The sequence below is a fragment of the Lacrimispora sinapis genome, from assembly GCF_043633585.1.
Lineage (GTDB): Bacteria > Bacillota > Clostridia > Lachnospirales > Lachnospiraceae > Lacrimispora > Lacrimispora sinapis.
On record NZ_CP141832.1, the window covers coordinates 60740 to 81138 of the forward strand.

Here is a 20399-nt window from a genome sequence, read left to right on the forward strand (position 1 = left end):
TTTAATCATGCTTTTACTTTGAATCGCTGCATCAGTTGTTTCAGCATATGAGCCTGGCTGGACATCTCCTGGCTGGCTGCAGCGCTTTCCTCTGAGGTGGCGGAATTTGTCTGGACAACGCTTGAGATCTGGTCGATTCCCAGCGTTACCTGGGCAACGGCATTGGCCTGTTCCTCGGAAGCGGCCGAGATCTGATGAACCAGTATGGCCATGGACTGAGCAGATTCTACGATATGATCCATGGATTCTGCGGTCTCATTGGCGATTCGGTTACCGGTTTCGATGGAATTTATGGCATCTTCAATCAGAACGGTGGTGTTCTTTGATGCCTCCTGGCTCTTATTGGCAAGATTGCGGACCTCATCGGCAACGACTGCAAAGCCTTTTCCGGCTTCCCCTGCTCTTGCGGCTTCTACGGCGGCATTGAGCGCCAGGATGTTGGTCTGGAATGCAATGTCTTCAATGGTCTTGATGACTTTATTGATCTCTGCAGATGCTTCGCTGACGGCTGCCATGGCATCGGTCAGATCCTTCATTTTGGTTTTGCCGGATTTCAGCTCTAAGGTGGTATTGTTTACCTGTTTGCTGGTTTCTTTTGCATTCTCAGCATTTAAGTTGATGTTGTTGGAAATATCATTGATGGTGGCCGCCAGCTCTTCGATGGAGGAAGCCTGCTCCGTAGCACCCTGGCTCAAGGCCTGGGCACTGCTTGCAACCTGCTCTGCACCGGAAGCGACCTGGTCGGAAGCCTGTGTGATTTTTCCCATAACATCATTTAAAGAGTCTGTAAGGTGCTGGATGGAAATCTGTACCGGACGGAATTCTCCTTTAAATTCTTCCGTATCATGAGGAATGTTAAAATCACCCTTTGCCATACGTCCAGTGGTATCAGAAATGTAATCCATGTAGTAGGAGATCCTTGCCATCATGGTTCTCATGCTGTCGGCAAGACTTCCCAGTTCATCATGGGATTGATACTCAAGACTGCATTTCAACTCGCCCTGTGCCATGTGGTCAGCGACCTCTTTCAGTTCATCAAGAGGTTTGATGATTCCCTTTGTAATACGGAGTGCAAGGATTACAGAGGCGGCAATGGCAGCAAACACAATGACGATCATAATAACGATGAATATGGAAGCCTGTCTGGCAAGCTCTGCGGAACGGATCTGACCGGCGGAAGACTTATCTGCCAGTATGGAATTGATGGTATCTCCGATTTCAGCCGCAAGGGGAGCTGCGTTGCTGCGGAAATAGGACATGGATTCCTTGGAAGATTTTTCTGCAAGAGCGATGGTTTTACTGCGCATCTCCTCGTAGGTTTTCATTTTTTCCGTCAGGTTGTTGAAAAGCTCTTTTTCGGAAGCCGTTTTCATGCGGGTTCCGACCTTTGCCATTTTTTCATTGATCACATCAATTTGTTTGGCAAGGGTGTCCTTTTGCTTTTGGGTTTCGGAAGCACCTTCGGCGTAAATGATGTATAAAACCGTAGCCCGGTGAGCCTGGAATGCCTGTCCCAGACTTCCGATATCGCCCTGGGCAAATCCGTAATCCTCCAGCTCTTTATTGTACTCTTTATCAATGGTGTGAATCAGCTGAATCCCAATGATTCCAGCCAAACTTGAAAACAATACTACAATGAGAAAGGTGACTAGTAACCGGTTTTTAACTTTTAATTTGTTTATCATAAATTCTCCTCCGTGGTTCTTTGCGCTTATTGAAGCGTTTTATCTATAAATAACACTATGAACTCGTGGTATTTTTTTCCAGTGTAATATCGGTTATTATAGTTTTTTTCGTTCTAATAGTCAATGCTCATACTAGACTACATTTCTCAGGAATATTTGTAAATAAATGCCTTTTTTCACAAGGTAATTATATCGTAAATGAAAGTATGGAAGAAGTCAATTTCCTATTTCTGGGAATTATTTTTTTGTTTATCTTTTGATATTTTTATATCAATTTAAAGAGCTGAATGGAAAGAAATTTGACAAAGAAGGTTCCCTTCAGTATGATAAATAAAAAATAAATAACTTACCAGATAGTTGTACGAAAGAATACGAGGGGGTATGAAGTATGGAGAATGAAGGATTTCAGGTCCGTATGCTTGGTGAGTTTTCCATCTCTTACAAAGGGAAAGAAGTGATACTGGGAAAAAGAAGTACATTAAAATACATGCAGCTGCTCCAGTTTATTTGGTATTACGGCAATCGGAGCGGGGTAAAAAAGGAATCGCTGATCAGAGCTTTGTACGGAGGGGAAGGTGTTGCCGATTCCAATAACAGCCTGAACAATCTTATTTATCAGCTGCGGCGTCAGATGGTGAAGACGGGACTGCCAAATGGGGAGTATATCATTCGGTCGGATGGGTTCTATATGACGGACCCGCGATTTCCCGTAAAGCTGGATGTGCAGGAGTTTGAAGATCTTCTTTCCTGTGAATCTGGCAGTAAGGAGAAAATTTCCCGCTATCAAGCCGCATTTGAACTCTACCGTGGAGAACTGCTTCCCTCCATTTCCACGGAAATGTGGGTGATATCTGAGAATTCCCGTCTAAAGTCTATGTATGGAGAGTGTGTGAACTGCCTTGCGGATTATTATGAAAAACAGCTGGATTATCAGATGTTAGAGCAGATTTATGAGAGAGCGTCAAAAATTTATCCCTATGATAACTGGCAGTTAAAACAGATTGAAACGCTTCTGAAGCGGAAGAATTACAAAAAGGCGTACGTCGTGTATAACGATATGGTACACCAGTATTCGGAAGAGATGGGACTGCCCCCTTCTCCGGAGATGCTTAACTGTTATGAAACGTTAAGTCAGATGAGCGAACATGTTCCCGGCGACTTGGAAAATATTAAGAGAGATATGAGGGAGTATATTAACATCATGCCGGAAGAGGCCGGAGCCTACTACTGCTCCTACCGCAGTTTTGTTGATATCTGTCATGTGACCAGCCGGCGCATGGAGCGGCACGGACGATCCGTTTTCCTGATGCTGTGTACACTGGTGGATTATGAGAGAAAAATGATCATGAACGAGGAAAAACTTAGGAAACGCTCTCAACTGATTAAGGAGGTTATCAGCAGCTGTCTCCGGAAGGGAGATGTGTTTACCAAGTATAACTCCGCCCAATATCTGATTCTTTTGGAAGGGGCAAAACAGGAGGACTGTGAGGTGATCTACCGGAGGATTCGGAAAAAGTTTAAGGAACGGTCTGGTTACCGGTCTGAGGTGGAATACCTGATTACGTCCATGGCTGATCTGGTTGATCATAAGAAGACGTTGTAGGAGGCGTGTTAAGCGTCCGTTTTATAATGACATATCAGGTTTAAAAGGGCAAAAGAGGCCAGAGTTTTCTCATAGGAGAGGACCCTGGCTTTTTTGTGGTATCTGATATTGATCCTTAAATTGGTAAAAATGGATAAAAACAAAAATAACAGGTTTTATGATAGTTTGTAAGATAGGTGATTTGCTAAACTGTGTGCATGAGGTGAAAGAATATGGATCAAATGATCAGGAACATCCATGCACCGGATTTGGTCTGCATTTGTATTGATGAGTATCGTCAGGGAGAATATGCCGGGAGGATCTGGCATCAATACGATGATGAACCGCTTGTATTCAGAGGGATTATTCCTCTAATCCGGAAAATGGAGGAGTTATATGATAGCTGGGATTTTCCCCAGGCGTCCACGATCTGCCGTTCATGGACCGGAACGAGAAATGCCGGGGGCAGTATAAAAAAAAGAGATATGAATTTCCCCGTGCACAGATACAGTATCCAGGAGAATAGAGGAAATCTGGGAACCTTTATCGTACAGGTAAAGTACCGGCAGAATGCTACTTGGCAGGGGGATGTGGTTTGGGTGGAAAAAGGCAAGAAGGAATGCTTTCGCAGTGCCATGGAGCTGTTTAAGATGGTCGACGATGCAATCAATCCTGATCCTGTGGCATTGGAAGAATTATTTTCGGTTAAATGCGGCAGAAGAGAGGTGGTGACGGAGCAATGGTTCGAAAATTGAAGGTAAAACCAACGGCAACTCCCCTTGGCGGGAGGCTGCGGCACATGGGCAGACGAATCTGTGCGGCAGGACTTTGCATTAGCTTGATTTTTGGACACGGTGTAAGCACGGTTGAGGCTTCGTCTGAGACATCAGCAGCAAAAGTGGGAGAAACCGGGGTCACTTGCTTTAAATTGGATGGCAGACGGTTGGATCAAGCACTTCAGAAAGCGGTTAAAAAGGAAAAGCAGGTGAAAAAGTTGTTGGCATTCCGGGGAGAGGGAGCGGAGGATTATGAATCACTTTTTGAACCGGATGGAACATTATATGAGCTGAAGCCGAAGTTTGAGAAGGATAATAAATATATGGATCTGCGGATATTTGCCCGCCTGGAGCAGAGTAAAACGCCGGGAAGCAGATACCGGATGGAAGAGGATGAGGAAATTATTTTCCTCGTGACCAATAAATCCCATAAAGAACGGACGGCGGTAATCCGCGTGGATGGAAAGGTGACGGAGCAAATCGTGGTTGTGCCGCGCAGCGAGGTGGAATTGGAAGATGGTGTAAACGGCATCGTAAGCCAGCCTGCGGCAGAAACAAATGAGAAGACTGACGCGGTCAAAGAAGAAACACATGAAGAGACTGCCGCTGTTACAGAAGATGAAACGCCTGAGGAGACCACCGCTGTTTCAGAAGAAGAAATGCCTGAGAAGACCACCGCTGTTACAGAAGATGAAACAACTGAAAAGACGCAGGAAACAACGCAGGATACAAAGGTGCCTGACACTTCGGATGAAAAAATGACAGAGGCGGAAGAAAGCAATATAGAACCCAATGCTCTGGATAAAACGGAGAGCAAGGATGAGGACGGTTTGACAGAGAATCCTGTGGCAGCGATTTCCAGACATCAGACCTCCATTTTGACCATGACAGCAAGTCCCTCTGATGCGGACGGGGAAAGGGAGGATGAGAAAGCCTCCCCTTCGGAGGCGGCATTGGCAGAAGCGGATGAGAAAGAGGTACTGGAGGGAGATATTTATGAGACGGTGCTTCTTGGGAAGAAAACCGCTGCCGCTTTTGTGACGACTGCGGGAGATTTAGGACTGACCCGGCAGGAGTGGGATCTGGCAACTCCGGCTCAGGCAAAGCGTTTATACGAAGCGGATCTGGGGGATGCAGTCATCCAGGCTTATGCGGCAGAAGGAGTTCTGCCGGAGGACGCAGAGCTTCATGCAGTAAAGCTGGAGGAGGAGGGCGAGAATGCAGACCAATACCTGGAAGCAAAGGATGTTCTGGATGGTGACGGCACGAAATATGATGGTATGCTGGCTTACGATATCAGCTTTCTGGATGGGGAAGGGAATGAGATTGAGCCGGATGGGAATGTGCAGGTAAAGATCCGGCTGAATGCAGCAGTCCTTCCGGAAGAGACGGACCCGGAATCCCTTGTGGTCCAGCATCTGGCTGAGAGAAAAGATGGCGTTAAGGTGGAAGCGGTGGCTGATGCCCGGAAGAAAACACCGGGAGCGGTGGAAGTAGGGGAAGCTGAGACGGTCGCTGAATTTCAGGTAGAAAGTTTTTCTAAGTTTATAATTACCTGGACTGGGATTGGGAGAAGTGTGGATGCAGTGACTTATTTGAGGAATGCAGAAGGGGAACTAAATCCAGGTCCTTATAAAAAAATCCGTATGGGTTATGGGGAAGTGCTAAAATTTTCGGAGCAGAGTGATATAAAAGCGGTTACATATGAAGGGATATCATATCACTATGATTATGCGGAACTATATATAAAAGAAGACGGAAGGTATCGAAAAAAACATAACATTCATGGCATCAAAGCAAATTACTGGGGAAGGGATTACACCTATTACACCTATTACTATACGGCTGATGGCAGGGAATATAGTGGAAAAATAAGCGGAGATATTCAAATAAGATTGTACTACAAAGAAGCCCCCCGGTCGGGGGAGGAGATCAACTTTTATTATACTGCCAAGGATGAAATTGACAATGCAGGTTCTGTTACATCAATGAGAGATGCCAGCTACATGCGTTATACAATCGTACTGCGGGATGAAAATGGTGAGGAATATCTTGAGGATTACCTCAGTAAGAATGAAGCGGCAAAGGAAAACCATCCGGCTGAGTACAAATTTAATACAAAAGAGCTTAATATTGGCCCGGCTCTCATTGATGCCATGGGTATTTCCATTCCGGGATATTCGTTTACCGAGGGCTATGCCTATTTCTATTATGATGGTTACTGGAGTAACAGTGGGAATTACGTTAAAGTTTCACAATTACTGAATTATGGAGCACCTGCCGACAACGGAAATAGATATGATTCTAATTTGGCCTATACTGGAACCCATTATCAAGGAGGGCAGAAAATAAATATTAAAAGTTTGCCTGGAGATTACAGGAACACAGAGGAAGGTTATTATTCTTATAATCCCACAGGAACGCTCCGCCTGGTATTTTGTAAGGTTTCTGACATAGAAAAGAGCAAATATCACGTCAGCTATGTGGATGCATTCAGCAAGAACCCGAATTCCATTACGGTACATCAGGAAGAAATGCCCGGGCCGTATTGGGATGAAAAAGAAGAAATATTCTATGGGACGGTGGACGCCATATGGCAGGGGCAACCGGAGAAGGGCCCCAAAGGGTATGTGTTTGGCGGCTGGTACAAGGAAAAGGATTCCGAGGGCAATGGCATGGGGGAGCTGGCGCAAACCGATGTGGATGAGAAAACTCCATTTAAAACGGATGTATATTATTATGCCAAATGGATTCCTGAAGAAAAAAGTATTACGGTTCAGAAAAAGGTTGCAGGAAATGCCGGAAACAGGAGCCAAAAGTTTGAATTTACGATTAAGGTCAATGGGTTATTGGTAAACGGTGATGATTATGGTTATCCTTCCGTAAAAAATGGCGTATTTACGTTGGCAGACGGCCAGTCCATTACCTTTCATAATCTGAAATACAATGACAAGGTCGAAATAGAAGAAAACAATAACAACTCTCTGGGATATGAGACCGGATATGAGACATTTGACCGCAATAATCAAAAAATTGGTTCTCTGGAAGGATCGGTCTGGTATACGGACTGTTTGGGTGATGTATGTACCATAATCTTCACAAACACCAAAAACATAGCGGTACCAACGGGAATTATCACCAATGGAGTTCCGTATCTGCTGATGGTTACCGGAGGGGTATGCGGCGGTTTGTGGTTTCTCTTGGTGGGGCTGAGCCGGAGAAGGCGAAGCAGGAACGAGTTTATTTAAGGAGTTTTTATAGTGATGGAAGCAGAAAATATGGAAAATATAGCCCAGTTGTTTCGGAATCTTCGGTTTAAGAAAAAATTATTTGGCGGAGTGGATGAAAAAGATGTGTGGAAAAAGCTGGATACGGTGCAGAAAGAGTACCGTGCCGCTTATGAAATGCAGAGAGAACGCTACGAGGCACGCTTACAGGAACGGGATGAGATAATCGCTCTGTTTAAGGAAATGCAGAAGCACCCTCAGGAGTCTGCCGATGAGTAGAAGCAAGAAACAAAAACCGGCAGAAGCCATGACGCCGGAAATGGTGATCCGCAAAAGAATCCGCCGTCTTTCCGACCGGGAAGAAATTTTTTCGTTTATTGGGAAGCTGGTTTGTATGATTCTGCTGTTGGGAACGTTTTTCGGCGTGGTGTTCGGTATTACTCCAATGCAGAATAATGACATGTCCCCCAGAATCAGTGCCAGAGACCTTATGCTTTACTACCGGCTGGAACACAACCTTCATTCCCAGGACGTTGTTGTATTTGAAAAGGATGGAACGCAATACACCGGAAGAATCGTAGCTGCCGGGGGAGACCGTGTGGAAATCACCGAAGACTCACGGTTAAAGATCAATGGAAGTCCGGTTGTTGAGACGGATATCTATTACTCCACAGCGCGCTACGGCGACCAGGTGGCCTATCCCCTGACTCTTTTGAAGGGCCAGTATTTTATCCTGTGCGATCACCGGGAGGGGGCAAAGGACAGCCGGTATTTTGGACCGGTGGAGCAGAGGGAAATCAAAGGAAAGGTTATTACCGTTATCCGGCGTTCCGGTCTTTGAGACAGTTAAAAGCAAATGTTTGTAATAAGAAATAGAAGGGGAAACCTTATGAAAGAGAGGATACTATATATGAAAAGAAGAATCATTCGTTTATTTACATCAGCCCTGTTGACAGGAACTATGGTAATGACAATGGGAGGGATGAGCGCCCTGGCGGATACAGAAGGGGCCATATCGTCCATTGAATTAAAGAAAGTGGTTACAACAGACGGAAATACATATGCCCCCAATACGACCTTTGAATTTAAGATCGAACAGGGAAATGGGGAAGGCAGCACAAGCATTGGCGGTCAAACCTTTCTTGTTCAGCCCGGCGTAGAGGGGGGACTGGTACTTGACCAGGCCAATCAGTTTTCCTTTTCTCCGGTTCAAATGAATCAAATTGCAGATTCCTATACGGCAGATGGAAAAATCAATGTGGATATAGACAAATTTACGGCTCCGGGTGTCTATCATTATACGGTGCGTGAAGTCGAGCCTGAACTTGATCAAAAGTATGATGGTATTCTTTATGATAATAAGGTGCGGAATGTCTATGTATTTATACAGAATAAGGAAGCCGGTACGGGCTTAGAATGTAACTATGTGAAAATTGTGAAAGAGGGAGAAGACAGCAAAAGTGATTTGACCTTTACCAATAACTATGGACAGGGAGAAGGTGACAATGATACCACCCATGATGTCACAATCACCAAGAGTGTTACCGGTAATCAGGGAGACAAGGGAAGAGCCTTTACGTTTACTGCAGAGATAAAGAGCAGTAATGAGGGGGAATTTTATAAGGTAGTCCTGGAAAAAAAGGATGGATCGAATACTGAAACCATCGACCACATGGAAAGCGGTAAAAGTGAGACCTTTACATTAAAGGATGGGGAATCCATGCATATCTATGGCCTGACTCAGGGCGATACCTATACGGTATCCGAGGAGGATTACAGCAAAGACGGTTATATTACCATGATTGATGGGGAACAAATAGCTGCAGAGAATGGAAAAGTTACAAAAGTGGGCAACGTTAAGGTGGATGGTGAAACGATTAAGGTTGAAAACAATAAGACCGTATCCACCCCGACTGGTTTAGCTCTTAGTTTTGGACCATATGCACTTATGGTTGGGCTTGCAGGCGTGTTTGGAGCACTGTTTCTTAGAAAGAAAAGAGATGAGGAGTAATAAGTCTCAGGATGTAGGAGGTATTTAAAATGGATACAGCAGTCAATGCAGCAAGGATTGGAAATTGCATATTAAGGGTTTTTGCAGCATTGATGATTCTTCTGATGCTGTCCTACGGAGGGTATTCTCTCTGGGATAGCTTTATGATCAGCAGAGGGGCCTTTCTTTCGGGGGACTTGCTGAAGTATAAGCCCACAGGAGGTTTAAAGGATCAGGTTTCGCTGGAGGAGCTGATGGCCATCAATAAAGATGTGCTGGGCTGGCTGACGATTGATGATACCAGTATTGATTATCCTCTGGTACAGGGTGAGACAGATATGGATTATCTGAATCAGGATGTGAGGGGAAACTTTTCGTTTTCCGGCTCTATTTTCCTGTCTTGTTTAAATCAGCCGGATTTTACAGACAGCTATAGCCTGATCTATGGGCATAACGTGGATACCGGGGGGATGTTTGCGGATGTCAAAAAATTTACGGAGTCAGAATTTTTTGAAACACACAGGACAGGAACTTTGTATCTGAAGAATCAATCCCTAAAAGTGGAGCTGTTTGCATGCATGGAGGCGGATGGTTACGACCGCATTATTTACGCTCCGGGAAAAGAATGTGATATGGAGGAGCTGCTGGGCTATCTGGCGGGAAATTCCGTCTGTTACCGGGAGATTGGTGTCACCTCAAAAGACCGCATCATTGGGATGTCCACCTGTGAAAATGCCCAAACCAACGGCCGTATCATCTTATTCGGCCGGTTGGTTGAGGAATAGGCACAAAAAGGAGGAATTGTGAACGATGTATCAGGGTATTAGAAATATGCTGTTTTATACGATCATTCCAGCTGTGCTTGCAGCCCTGATGCTGCCGATGGTATGCGAAGCTGCACAAGATCCGGTTTCGGTATCAATTCCGGTTGGCATTGAAACATCCGGCAGACGAATACCGGATGGAATCCCTTATACAGTGAGCATTCAAAACGTCACGCCGGGAGCACCTATGCCTGAGACTGCTTCCATTACCATAAAGGGTTCGGGGCAGATCACATTTGGACCCATCGCCTACCGGGTACCGGCAGATTATCAATACCGCATCTGCCAGAATTCAGAGCCGCAAAGTGATTTGACCTATGATCAAACGGTTTATAAAGTCAATGTACGTGTAGTGAATACTCTGCGGGGCAGTCTGGCAGCAGAGATTTGGGCATCAAAGGACGGCGATGGGGGGCAGAAGGCAGATCGCATCGCGTTTACCAACCATTATGACCGTCCATCAGACGGAGGCAGTTCGGGCGGAGACGGAAACGGACCGGGAAGCTCTGATGCTCCAAGGGATGGATTGACCCAGATTGAGGATACAGCGACTCCTCTGGCGGGAATCCTTCCGGCTGGTCTGGTTCCGGACATTTTAATCCCGGAAAATATGGTTCCCAAGTCCATGTTTCCCAATTCCAGACTTCCGAAAACGGGAGATCCCACAAATCTGGCTTTATATATCATCCTGGCCGCCTGTTCAGGCACGGCGCTTGTACTGCTGGTGGCATACAAAAGGCGCATGGATGCAGAAGAAGGTTGAGGCTTTAGAAACAGAGGAGAGAACTAGTTAATGAGTGGTAAAAAGCATGAAGAGGCTGAAACTTCAGATATAAAAAAGAAAAGAACCCTGTTAAACCTATTAATCGTCATTTGCATTGTGTTATTTGCAGGATCGTTTTTCTGTCTGTTCTGGATTCTGTGGAATTCCAGACAAGAAGAAAATTCCTTCCGGACGTTGGCAAATGTGATTCAAACCGGGGAGCAGGAGGCCGGAGGGAAGAGTGAAGCGTCTTGCAGTACCAACGGGGAGCCAAAGCGGTCAAGACCGGCAAGGGATTATCGGAATGTATATGAGTTAAACCATGATTTTGCTGCATGGATCCGTATTGAGGGAACCCTGCTTGATTATCCGGTTATGAGCTCGCCGTATGACCCTCAATATTATATCCGCAGAGATTTCTATGGAAAAGATTCCATCAGCGGGACACCATTTCTCGGCGAAGGCTGCAACGTGGACAGCCTAAGCGTGATCGTTTATGGTCATAACATGAAAAATGGGACCATGTTTGGAACTCTGGATCAATATGCGGAAGAAAGCTACTGGAAAGAACATCCGGTCATTTCTTTTGATACGTTGGAGGAAGAACGGGAATATGAAGTGTTTTCCGCCTTCCAGACGACGCTTAATCAGGGAGAAGGGGAGAACTTTCGCTATTATGAATACGGAGGAGATCTCTCAAAGGAGGAATATGAACAATTTGTTTCCCAGGCACGTAAAGCCGCCTTTTATAATACTGGAATCGTTCCGGAATATGGAGAGGAACTGCTGATTCTTTCCACCTGCAGCTATCAGGCGGTTGACGGCCGTTTTGTTGTAGCTGCGAGAAGACGAAAATGATATTTACCTATAAAATATGAAAAGAAATCACACACCATTGGTATCTTATGAAGAATTTTAGGTAAAATAAATGGGTAAAAGGGGGACTGCGGATGAAGAAGCTCTGTATTGTAGTACCTTGCTATAATGAAGAAGAAGCCCTGGCCTATACGAATACGGAACTGACCGGTATGTTAAAGAAACTGACAGAAAAAGGAAAAGTGAAAAAAGACAGTTTCATTCTTTATGTGGATGACGGCAGCAGGGACCATACCTGGGAGAGGATTCAGGGATTCCGTAAGGAATATGAATGTGTTTTCGGTTTGAAGCTTGCCAGAAATACGGGTCATCAAAATGCCCTCACAGCAGGACTTCTGACTGCCTTGGATTTTGCGGATATGATGATATCCATTGATGCCGATTTACAGGATGATATTTCTGTAATCGAAGAAATGATTGATCAATTTGAACAGGGGAATGATATTGTTTACGGAGTCAGGAACAGAAGGGATACGGATACCTTTTTTAAGAAATATACGGCTCTTGGTTTTTATAAGCTGATGCAGGCCATGAAAATTGATATCGTTTATAATCACGCGGATTACCGGCTCATGTCCAAACGGGCAGTGGAGCAGTTTTCCGGCTATACGGAAAGAAATCTGTTTTTAAGAGGCATCATCCCTTTGATCGGATACCGTTCTGCCATTGTAAAGTATGACAGGAAGTCCCGGATAGCCGGTGAATCCAAATATTCCTTAAATAAAATGTTTTCCATGGCTTTTGAAGGAATCACTTCTTTTAGCATACAGCCGATCCGAATGATAACACGTCTTGGGCTTGCCATTGTGGTTTGCAGTATTTTGGCAGCAGTATATGCATTTATTTCCTTTATTACCGGAAAGGTCGTTGCGGGCTGGACCTCGATCATCTTATCCATCTGGTTTATCGGCGGAGTCCAGCTCTTGTCCGTGGGACTGATCGGCATTTATATCGGGAAAATTTATATAGAAGTAAAACATCGCCCTAGATATAACATTGAAATAAACAATCTTATGGAGAAGCCTCATGAAGAATCGTGAAGAGTCAAAAGCGTCCAGACAGATGAACAGACTGCTGACTTTTTTTAACGGAATCAAAGCGTTTATAAAAAAAGTCAATGTAAAAATGGAGGGAAAATACTCGCCCTCTCTCCTGGCTCTGGCGGTGACTGCCATAACGGCACTGGTGGTTTCTTCCATCCTGTTCCTGCCGGGTGGCCTGGGCGTGGCAGGGGACGGCTCTACGGATGACATTATGAGATCTGCGGGTATTTACTATAAGGATAAGGAACCGGACCGGATTTATAACAATTATTTTGTGAAAACCTATTCCACCGTTGCATCGGGAAACGATGTGCCGGGAAAGACGGTAAACAGCCAGGTGTTTCTCATCAGACTGGCCAAAGGGCTGGATCAGGTCTTGACAAGGGATAATAATTTCGACATCCGTTTTCTTGGGTTTCTATACCTTCTTTTGTATCTGCCGGCGGTTTATCTGATAGTCAGACAGGTATGCCAAAGGGTCCGGCAGTTTTCCGAAGGGGTCATCATTGCGGCAGCAGGCTTGTTCATTTTTTCCGATATCGGGTATGTGACTTACTTTAACTCCTTTTATCCGGAAGCCATCTGGTTTATTACCATGTTATACGTTGCAGGCGCTTCCATGTCCTTTCAGACGGAACGGAATGCTCATTGGGACTTCTACAGCCTGCTTCTGTTTCTGGTCTCTGGGGTCATTCTGGTGGGTTCCAGGCGGCAGTGTGCAGTCATTGGTTTTATTCTGGCCGTATATGTGATCCGCCTCATCTTCGTACGGAAAAGTTTTCTTTGGGGAGTAAGCTGTGTGGCGGCTGCATTTTTATTAAGCATATTTTCAATTTTAAATATCTTTTTATTTCCGTCGGATTTTACGGAAACCAGTAAATTCCACGCAATGACAAGAGGAGTATTGTTTGGTTCTTCCAATCCGGCACAAACCCTTGAGGAATTTGGCATTGATCCCTCCTATGAGCTTTTGACCGATGCCTCCGCCTATGATTATATTCCCTTTGTAAAGGCAGGCGATGATTCCTTATATCATGGCTTTATGGATCAATATACCACCTCAGACGTGGCGGTTTATTATCTGCGGCATCCGGGAAGCCTGTTAGGAATGCTTGATGTTTCTATCCGGGCCGGAATGGATATCCGAAGAAGCAGCTGCGGCAATTATGAGATAACTGCAGGTCTTCCAAAGAAGGCGAGAAGTCTTTTCTGGTCCGGATGGAGTACGTTTAAAATGACATTGGCACCAAGGACCATCGGATATCTGATTTTGCTGATTGGGGCGGTCTTCTTTTTATTTTACAAAGGGTACTCCATCAGGCCCCCAAAGGATCGGAGAAACACCATATTTTTGGATCTGCTTATGATGGTCTTAGGCGTGCTGCTGTCCCAGTCACTTGTCGTGATCATTCATAGCGGTGATGCTGAAATGGTGCAGCGTATGTTCCTTGTGGGAATTTCCCTGGACATTATGACGTATTGTGTATTTGCGGAGCTGCAGCACAGGATCAAAGTTGTTTAAAAAATGCAGAGTAGGAGGAATCGAGGTTAGATGTCAGATAAAAAGTCTTTTGGCTATTTGTTTCAGGATGTTGGTCTGGTTTTGCTGCTGGCCTGTTTGTTTACAGGTGCCATCACCGTCAGTTATACCCCAAGGGCTATGCTTTTTGAATCGGTGCTCATGCTGCTTGGAACCTTTACAGTCCTTTTGTTTGCAGGCTTTAAAATGTTTGGAATTGCTTGTGTGCTGGCAGGCCTTCAGGTGACCATTTACACCGCTTACCGTTTGTATCTGTTCCTTTCCTATGATACGGAGATTCCCAAACTTAGCTTTGTCTGGATATTTCTTCCTCTTCTCAGTGTGGCAGTTATGTATCTGTTCGTATCCGGCAATCACAGGCTGGAACTGGAAAACGATATTTTAAGGGAACAGGTGGAGGAGCTGGTGATGATAAATCCTCTGACCAAGCTCTATAACCTGAGAAGCTTATATTATGACTTAAATGTGCAGGTTTCCTACACCGAGAGGAATAAAATGCCTCTGTCCTTAATGATCATCGTATTGAAATACGAAGCAGAGCTTGCAAGTATTTTATCAAGGCAGAATTATGAGCGTGTGATCCAGCGGCTGGCTCAGATTGTGGTAGATACGGTTCGGGCGGAGGATAAAACCTATTCCATCGACCAAAAAGGCAGTCTGGCAATCATTATGACCTGTGATAAGACGGGAAGTGAAATTGCCATGAGAAGACTGAAAAGCCGTATTTCAGAAAAAGATGCATTTTCCGGTATTACCGATGCTGCGATTAAAATTGATGTGAAAATAGCAAGTCTGGAATATGATAAGGAAGCGTTTGGAGATAACATGTTGTTATTCAAGCAAAGGGTAGAAAATGAACTTCAATATGATGTTTAGAAGAATTCTCGTCTGTATGGCCATATTTATAGTATCCGGTATCATAAATCCGTCCCCGTCATGGGCTTTGAGCGGTAAAAAGATAGAAAAAGGGGACATTCTGCTCATCTACAGCGATGGTTCGGATGAGGAGACCCTTGACACGGTTTATGATATGACAGAGCTTCTGACCTATCAGAGCTTTAAAATAAGCTATGGCTCGGTATCGGAAAGTATGGACCATCTGGATCAGTTTTCCTATATCATTTGCTATGATCTGACCACATATCCCAAAGACTTTACAAAAAAGCTGAATCAGTATGAGAAGAATGTTACCGGCTTGGGCAAGAACACATCGCCCCATATTTTATTTGTTGGCAGCAGATTTTTAAAAAGTTACTTAGAAGATACGAAAAGAGGAGACGATTATGAGGGAATCAACAGTTCCACCGGGAAAGCCAGTTATACCTTTGATGGTTTGACCTATCAGTCGGGAATCGTAAAAGATGATTATTATCTGTTTTTAAAGAAGGTGGGTTACCGGAATGGAAGCCTGATTGCAGATGGCAGAGAGGGCTATCTCTGCGGGAGCAGCGGTGCGATTACCCATATACCGGTGACGAACTTAAAAAATCCTCTGGTCAAGGCCGTATTCATAAAAGAGGCAGCCCGGTGGAAGTGGCCGTTTCAAGGGGAACCCAATATCTTTGCCCAGTATCTTGTGATTGACAAAGTGTTTCCCTATGAAAATCCTGAGAAGCTGCTGGAGGTGGTGAAGCTTTTGGCAGATGCAAAAACTCCTTTTGTAATTTCGGTCATGCCTATGTACGTTAACGGGGATTATCCGGCAATGTCAAGGTTTTGTGAGGTTCTGCGCTATGCCCAGGCAAATGGAGGCTCTGTGGTGATAAATGCTCCCATCAATCAAATGCCGTCCTTTCAAACGGATACCATGCTGAATTATCTGGAACAGGCTTTGGAATTATACAACAAACAGGGGGTTTATCCCCTGGCTCTGGAGGTCCCGCGTAACTGGCTGTTTCATAAAGATACCATTGAGATCATGAGCCATTTTAAAACCATTGTTACATCCCAGGAGAAAGATCCTTATATAGAACCGTCGGATATGGCGGGAAATGAGGTCTATAAAGACGGTCATCAGTGGATCGGCAGTTCTGTGGCTCTTGATGATCTTGGCATCAGCTATGTGTCTGCCTATTCCACCGCAGTTCCCATTTCCTTAGAAGCGGATACGGCAGAAATTCTTAAAATCGCAGATGCCTGCCGCAGTTCCTCCATTCCTTTAAAAAGCCTGTGGGACATGGACCACAGCTGGTGGACGGAAAAAAACATGATGGTTTATAACAATCACAGCCTTGTATTAAATGACAAAAAGATGGATTTGACCTTTGTTCCAAACACGTATGGGAAAAAACATAATTATCACCGAAACATGCTTCAGAGGTTTTCCAGGGATTTGACAACCCAAAACCGAATCCTGGTCACCTTAGTAGGCATTACTTCCATTCTCTTTGTGCTGTTTATATTGTTAGCCAGATATTATAACCGGAGAAATTATTTCTTTAGGGATAGCAATGAGGAGAATGACAGACCATAAATATGATTGATCTGGTAAAAAAGATTAAATACTGGGAGGGTATATGTCAATTATTGATGTACTGGCATTATATTCCATCTTTGTGATATGGGGCCTGATGTTTCTTAATATAGTGCTTTCAGTAGGAGGGTTTATCTATATTATGAGGATGTACCGCACAGATGGTCATAAGCCGATTTCAGAATATCCAATGGTGACCGTCATGGTTCCTGCTCATAATGAAAGCATTGTTATACAAAAAACAATGGAAGCTTTATTAAAATTTGATTATCCCAAAGATAAATATGAAATAATAGTGGTAAATGACAATTCTACGGATCAATCAGCCGAAGTCCTTCAAAGGATTCAGCAGAATAATCCGGATTCCAGGATCATTGTGATCAATACGGACCATGTGGTAGGAGGAAAAGGAAAGTCCAATGCCTTAAATATTGCGCTGTCCGTTGCGTCGGGAACGGTCATTGCAATCTATGATGCAGATAATACTCCGGAACGACAGGCGTTAAAGCTCCTGGTAGAAAATTTAATGTCAGATGATAAATTAGGGGCAGTCATCGGAAAGTTCCGCACCAGAAACAAGTATGCCTCTTTGCTTACCCGGTTTGTAAACATTGAGACCCTGGCTTATCAGTGTATGAACCAGGCCGGCCGGTTTTTCTTCTTCAAACTGTGCACGATACCTGGCACCAACTATGTGATCCGGCGGGAATTGATTGACAGAATGGGCGGCTGGGATGTGAATGCCCTTGCCGAAGATACGGAAATCAGTTTCCGTTTGTACCGGATGGGGTATACCATCAAATTCATTCCTCAAGCGGTCACGTGGGAGCAGGAGCCACAGCTGCTCAAGCAGTGGTTTAAGCAAAGAACCCGTTGGGTAAAAGGGAATCTATATGTATTAAAAAGCAATTTTAAATATGCGTTTGACCCGAAAGCCGGAAGGATGAGGCTGGATGTGATTTATTATGCCCTCGTTTACCTGCTGATGTTCACCTCCCTGGTCTTTTCCGATATGATATTCCTGCTGGGGATTCTGGGATTCTGGTATGTGACTCTTGGCGGATTTTCTTCTCTTTTGTGGGAAATGGCCATTCTCCTCTTTGTATTAAATGTAGCCATCACCTTATCGGTGGAAAAAAATGAGTTTAATTTCAGCAATCTGGTACTTACCTTTTTCATGCTGTTTACTTATGCCAAGCTATGGGTGCTGGTGGTTTTAAACGGAATCTTACAGGGCATAAAGGATACGGTTTATCAAAGGGAAGTCATATGGGATAAGACCGAACGTTTTGAAGAAGACGGTGGGAAGAAAAAAGCCGGTAACCCAAAAGGAACAGAGAAATAAGCCAGAGATTACACCGCCGCCGGCGGAGAAATAGAGGATGACGATTATGAAAATACGGAAAAAAATCGGAGTATATCTGGGACTCGTCCTTTTCATCATGCAAGGACTGACAGGCACAGCATATGCAGACAATACAGATACAGTCAATACAGATGCAGCCATAATGGGGGAAACTCCGCCCCCGCCCCCGGATACCACAGAACCTGTTCATGAACCCACAAGCTATACCCAGGATATTTTCTTTCCCAGAAAGACCTTAAAGGGGATTTATTCTTCTGCCGATTTGTATTTTAATATTCCGGATTACTGGGATGTGAAGTATGTATATGCTCAGATCCAGTATGATGTCAGCCAGCTTCTGGAAGGCAAGCGGTCTTCTGTGACGCTGTCCATCAATGACGTTCCCATCCAGTCCTACAGACTGGAGTATCAGAACGGAAGTTCTCAGATCCTCTATGTGCAAATCCCCATGAGTGAAGTCCGCACCGGTTACAATACTCTCAAAATAACCGCCTATGCAAGGCTTTTTGATGAGGAGGGCTGTGTGGATGAGGAGTCCGGTGCCAACTGGCTTAGAATCGACGAAGCTTCTCACATCCGGTGCGGCTATGAGAGCAAAGACCCGGAACACAGGCTTTCCTATTTTCCTTATCCATTTATGTCAACCTATAATCCCACGGGTGAGGGGCTTGTGATTGCCGTATCCGATCAGGCGTCCAATGGGGAAATCGCTGCGGCCATGAATTTAATGGCAGCTTTAAGTACGGATACGAAGGAGCGGAATGATATTCAGGTATGTCTTCTTTCTGACCTGGCAAATAAAAATCCAAGCCGGACCATAGTAATATCGGATTATGAGAATCTCCCCCAGGAGTATAAAGACCGGGCAGCCAAAGCACCTGATTCCACAGAAAATGCCACGGTGACCTTTACCGATGATGCTCAGGGAAAGCCGCTGCTCCTCATCACCTCAATGGCCGATGAAAGTCTGCTGGAAGCGGCATATATGCTTATGGATAAAAGCCGAACCTCTCAGGAATACACCCATGCTGCCACGGTGGAAAAAGGAAGCGCCCAGATTGCTATGGATGCTACCCAAAAGAATGATATGATGGCCGGCCATTATACCTTTGAAGACATCATGGGCAGCGGAATGAGCTTTGTCGGCCCATTTCACCAGGAAAATTATCTTTATCTTCCCGTATCCAAAGATTTTGTCCTTTCCGAAGGCGGAAAGATTGCCCTGAAGTTCCGGTACAGTGAAAATCTCGATTTTACCCGTTCTCTTATTACTGTCTGTTGGGGAGAGGTGCCAATTGCCAGCAAACGTCTGAGTAAGGAAAATGCCTCCGGAGATGAGCTGAATTTTGAAATCCCCCGTGACGTTATAGGCACGTCCGCAGGCAGCATCAAGATTTCCTTTGATTTGGAGATTGCGGATATGCTCTGCACCCCCAGACAGAGTGATATGCCCTGGGCCTATGTCTCCAGGGAGTCTGCGGTGTTTTTACCGTCCTCGTCGGATGCGGCCCTTTCCTTTGATTTACAGGCATTTCCATTCCGCAGGGATGGGAGATTCAACGATGTGATGCTGGTGGTTTCTGATGCACCCTCTTCCGGGGAGCTGAATCTGCTGGGGCAGATTGTGGCCATGTATGGCAATGGAGTGAAACCTTACGGCAGCTTTTTGGTAAGGAGAGCCGGTGCATTCACGGAGGCGGACGGAGACTACAATCTCATTACAACCGGCACTTATGGGAGCAATCCATGGATTCCTCAGATCAATGATAAGCTGAGTTTTCGATACACCCCGGACGGAACCGGTTTTGAAAGCAATGAACAGCTGATTTTGTCTAAGGAGTATGCCGGGACCATTGGAATCATGCAGCTCATAAAATCTCCATATGCCCTTAACCGGGGGGTGCTTGCTGTTACCGGAAGCAGCAGTGAAACTCTTTTAAACGTTGAGAGATTTTTAAGGGAGAGCAGGCAGCGCAGTAAGATCACAAAGGATTGTGTCATCATTGCTCCCGATTCCAGTGCCACAGCCTTTCAGTTCTATCAGACCACAGCGGGGAAGAAGGAGCCGGCTCCCATAGAAAAGCTGGTCCGGAATAAGCGGTCTGTTATATTTACAGCAGTTGCCACTTCCGCCATGTTTATGATGTTAATTGCTGTCATCATCATACTGCTCCGGATGCGCTCGTACCGGAAAAAGGATGAGAAATAGACTTGCCGGACATTTGGTACTGCCTGAAAAGGAATGAGGGAACGT

The 20399-nt window shown here is 45.0% G+C and carries 16 protein-coding genes; 15 read left to right on the forward strand and 1 reads right to left on the reverse strand.

Features of this window, described 5'->3' with window-relative positions:
* Positions 1-5: 5 nt before the first annotated feature.
* Positions 6-1685: a methyl-accepting chemotaxis protein gene (locus tag VIG27_RS00315; RefSeq protein WP_394524195.1), complete on the reverse strand. Its 1680-nt coding sequence runs from the start codon at positions 1683-1685 to the stop codon at positions 6-8.
* A gap of 388 nt (positions 1686-2073) precedes the next feature.
* Between VIG27_RS00315 and VIG27_RS00320 the strand changes: the two genes are divergently transcribed.
* The 15 genes from VIG27_RS00320 (at position 2074) to VIG27_RS00390 (ending at position 20354) form a co-directional block, all read left to right on the forward strand.
* Entirely contained in the window at positions 2074-3288 is a 1215-nt protein-coding gene (locus tag VIG27_RS00320; RefSeq protein WP_394524196.1) for a BTAD domain-containing putative transcriptional regulator, read from the forward strand.
* Positions 3289-3500: 212 nt separating this feature from the next.
* Positions 3501-4022 carry a hypothetical protein gene (locus VIG27_RS00325; protein WP_394524198.1) on the forward strand — a complete coding sequence of 174 codons (522 nt, stop codon included), beginning with the start codon at positions 3501-3503 and terminating at the stop codon, positions 4020-4022.
* Entirely contained in the window at positions 4007-7291 is a 3285-nt protein-coding gene (locus VIG27_RS00330) for a hypothetical protein (protein ID WP_394524200.1), read from the forward strand. The genes VIG27_RS00325 and VIG27_RS00330 overlap by 16 nt, the downstream gene beginning before the upstream one ends.
* Before the next feature lie 15 nt (positions 7292-7306).
* Positions 7307-7549 carry a hypothetical protein gene (locus VIG27_RS00335; protein WP_394524202.1) on the forward strand — a complete coding sequence of 81 codons (243 nt, stop codon included), beginning with the start codon at positions 7307-7309 and terminating at the stop codon, positions 7547-7549.
* Positions 7542-8111: a signal peptidase I gene (gene lepB, locus VIG27_RS00340; RefSeq protein WP_394524205.1), complete on the forward strand. Its 570-nt coding sequence runs from the start codon at positions 7542-7544 to the stop codon at positions 8109-8111. Before VIG27_RS00335 ends, lepB begins: the two co-directional genes overlap by 8 nt.
* 69 nt (positions 8112-8180) lie before the next feature.
* Entirely contained in the window at positions 8181-9281 is a 1101-nt protein-coding gene (locus VIG27_RS00345) for a hypothetical protein (protein ID WP_394524207.1), read from the forward strand.
* 29 nt (positions 9282-9310) lie between these two features.
* Positions 9311-10045: a class B sortase gene (srtB, locus tag VIG27_RS00350; protein WP_394524218.1), complete on the forward strand. Its 735-nt coding sequence runs from the start codon at positions 9311-9313 to the stop codon at positions 10043-10045.
* Positions 10046-10070: 25 nt separating this feature from the next.
* Positions 10071-10847: a Spy0128 family protein gene (locus tag VIG27_RS00355; protein WP_394524222.1), complete on the forward strand. Its 777-nt coding sequence runs from the start codon at positions 10071-10073 to the stop codon at positions 10845-10847.
* Between the two features lie 30 nt (positions 10848-10877).
* Complete coding sequence (locus VIG27_RS00360) at positions 10878-11705, forward strand: class B sortase (protein ID WP_394524225.1); 828 nt, start codon at positions 10878-10880, stop codon at positions 11703-11705.
* Positions 11706-11797: 92 nt separating this feature from the next.
* Positions 11798-12763 carry a glycosyltransferase family 2 protein gene (locus VIG27_RS00365; protein ID WP_394524227.1) on the forward strand — a complete coding sequence of 322 codons (966 nt, stop codon included), beginning with the start codon at positions 11798-11800 and terminating at the stop codon, positions 12761-12763.
* The gene (locus VIG27_RS00370; RefSeq protein ID WP_394524231.1) at positions 12750-14288 is read left to right on the forward strand and encodes a hypothetical protein; all 1539 of its coding nucleotides are present in this window, start codon (positions 12750-12752) and stop codon (positions 14286-14288) included. The genes VIG27_RS00365 and VIG27_RS00370 overlap by 14 nt, the downstream gene beginning before the upstream one ends.
* Before the next feature lie 30 nt (positions 14289-14318).
* The gene (locus VIG27_RS00375; RefSeq protein ID WP_394524233.1) at positions 14319-15182 is read left to right on the forward strand and encodes a hypothetical protein; all 864 of its coding nucleotides are present in this window, start codon (positions 14319-14321) and stop codon (positions 15180-15182) included.
* A 16-nt stretch (positions 15183-15198) separates the two neighbouring features.
* Positions 15199-16779 carry a DUF2334 domain-containing protein gene (locus VIG27_RS00380; protein ID WP_394524235.1) on the forward strand — a complete coding sequence of 527 codons (1581 nt, stop codon included), beginning with the start codon at positions 15199-15201 and terminating at the stop codon, positions 16777-16779.
* Between the two features lie 43 nt (positions 16780-16822).
* On the forward strand, positions 16823-18124 hold the full coding sequence (locus VIG27_RS00385; protein WP_394524237.1) for a glycosyltransferase: 1302 nt from the start codon (positions 16823-16825) through the stop codon (positions 18122-18124).
* A 46-nt stretch (positions 18125-18170) separates the two neighbouring features.
* Positions 18171-20354 (forward strand): cellulose biosynthesis cyclic di-GMP-binding regulatory protein BcsB, encoded by a 2184-nt coding sequence (locus tag VIG27_RS00390; protein WP_394524242.1) that lies wholly within the window; start codon positions 18171-18173, stop codon positions 20352-20354.
* Positions 20355-20399: the final 45 nt, after the last annotated feature.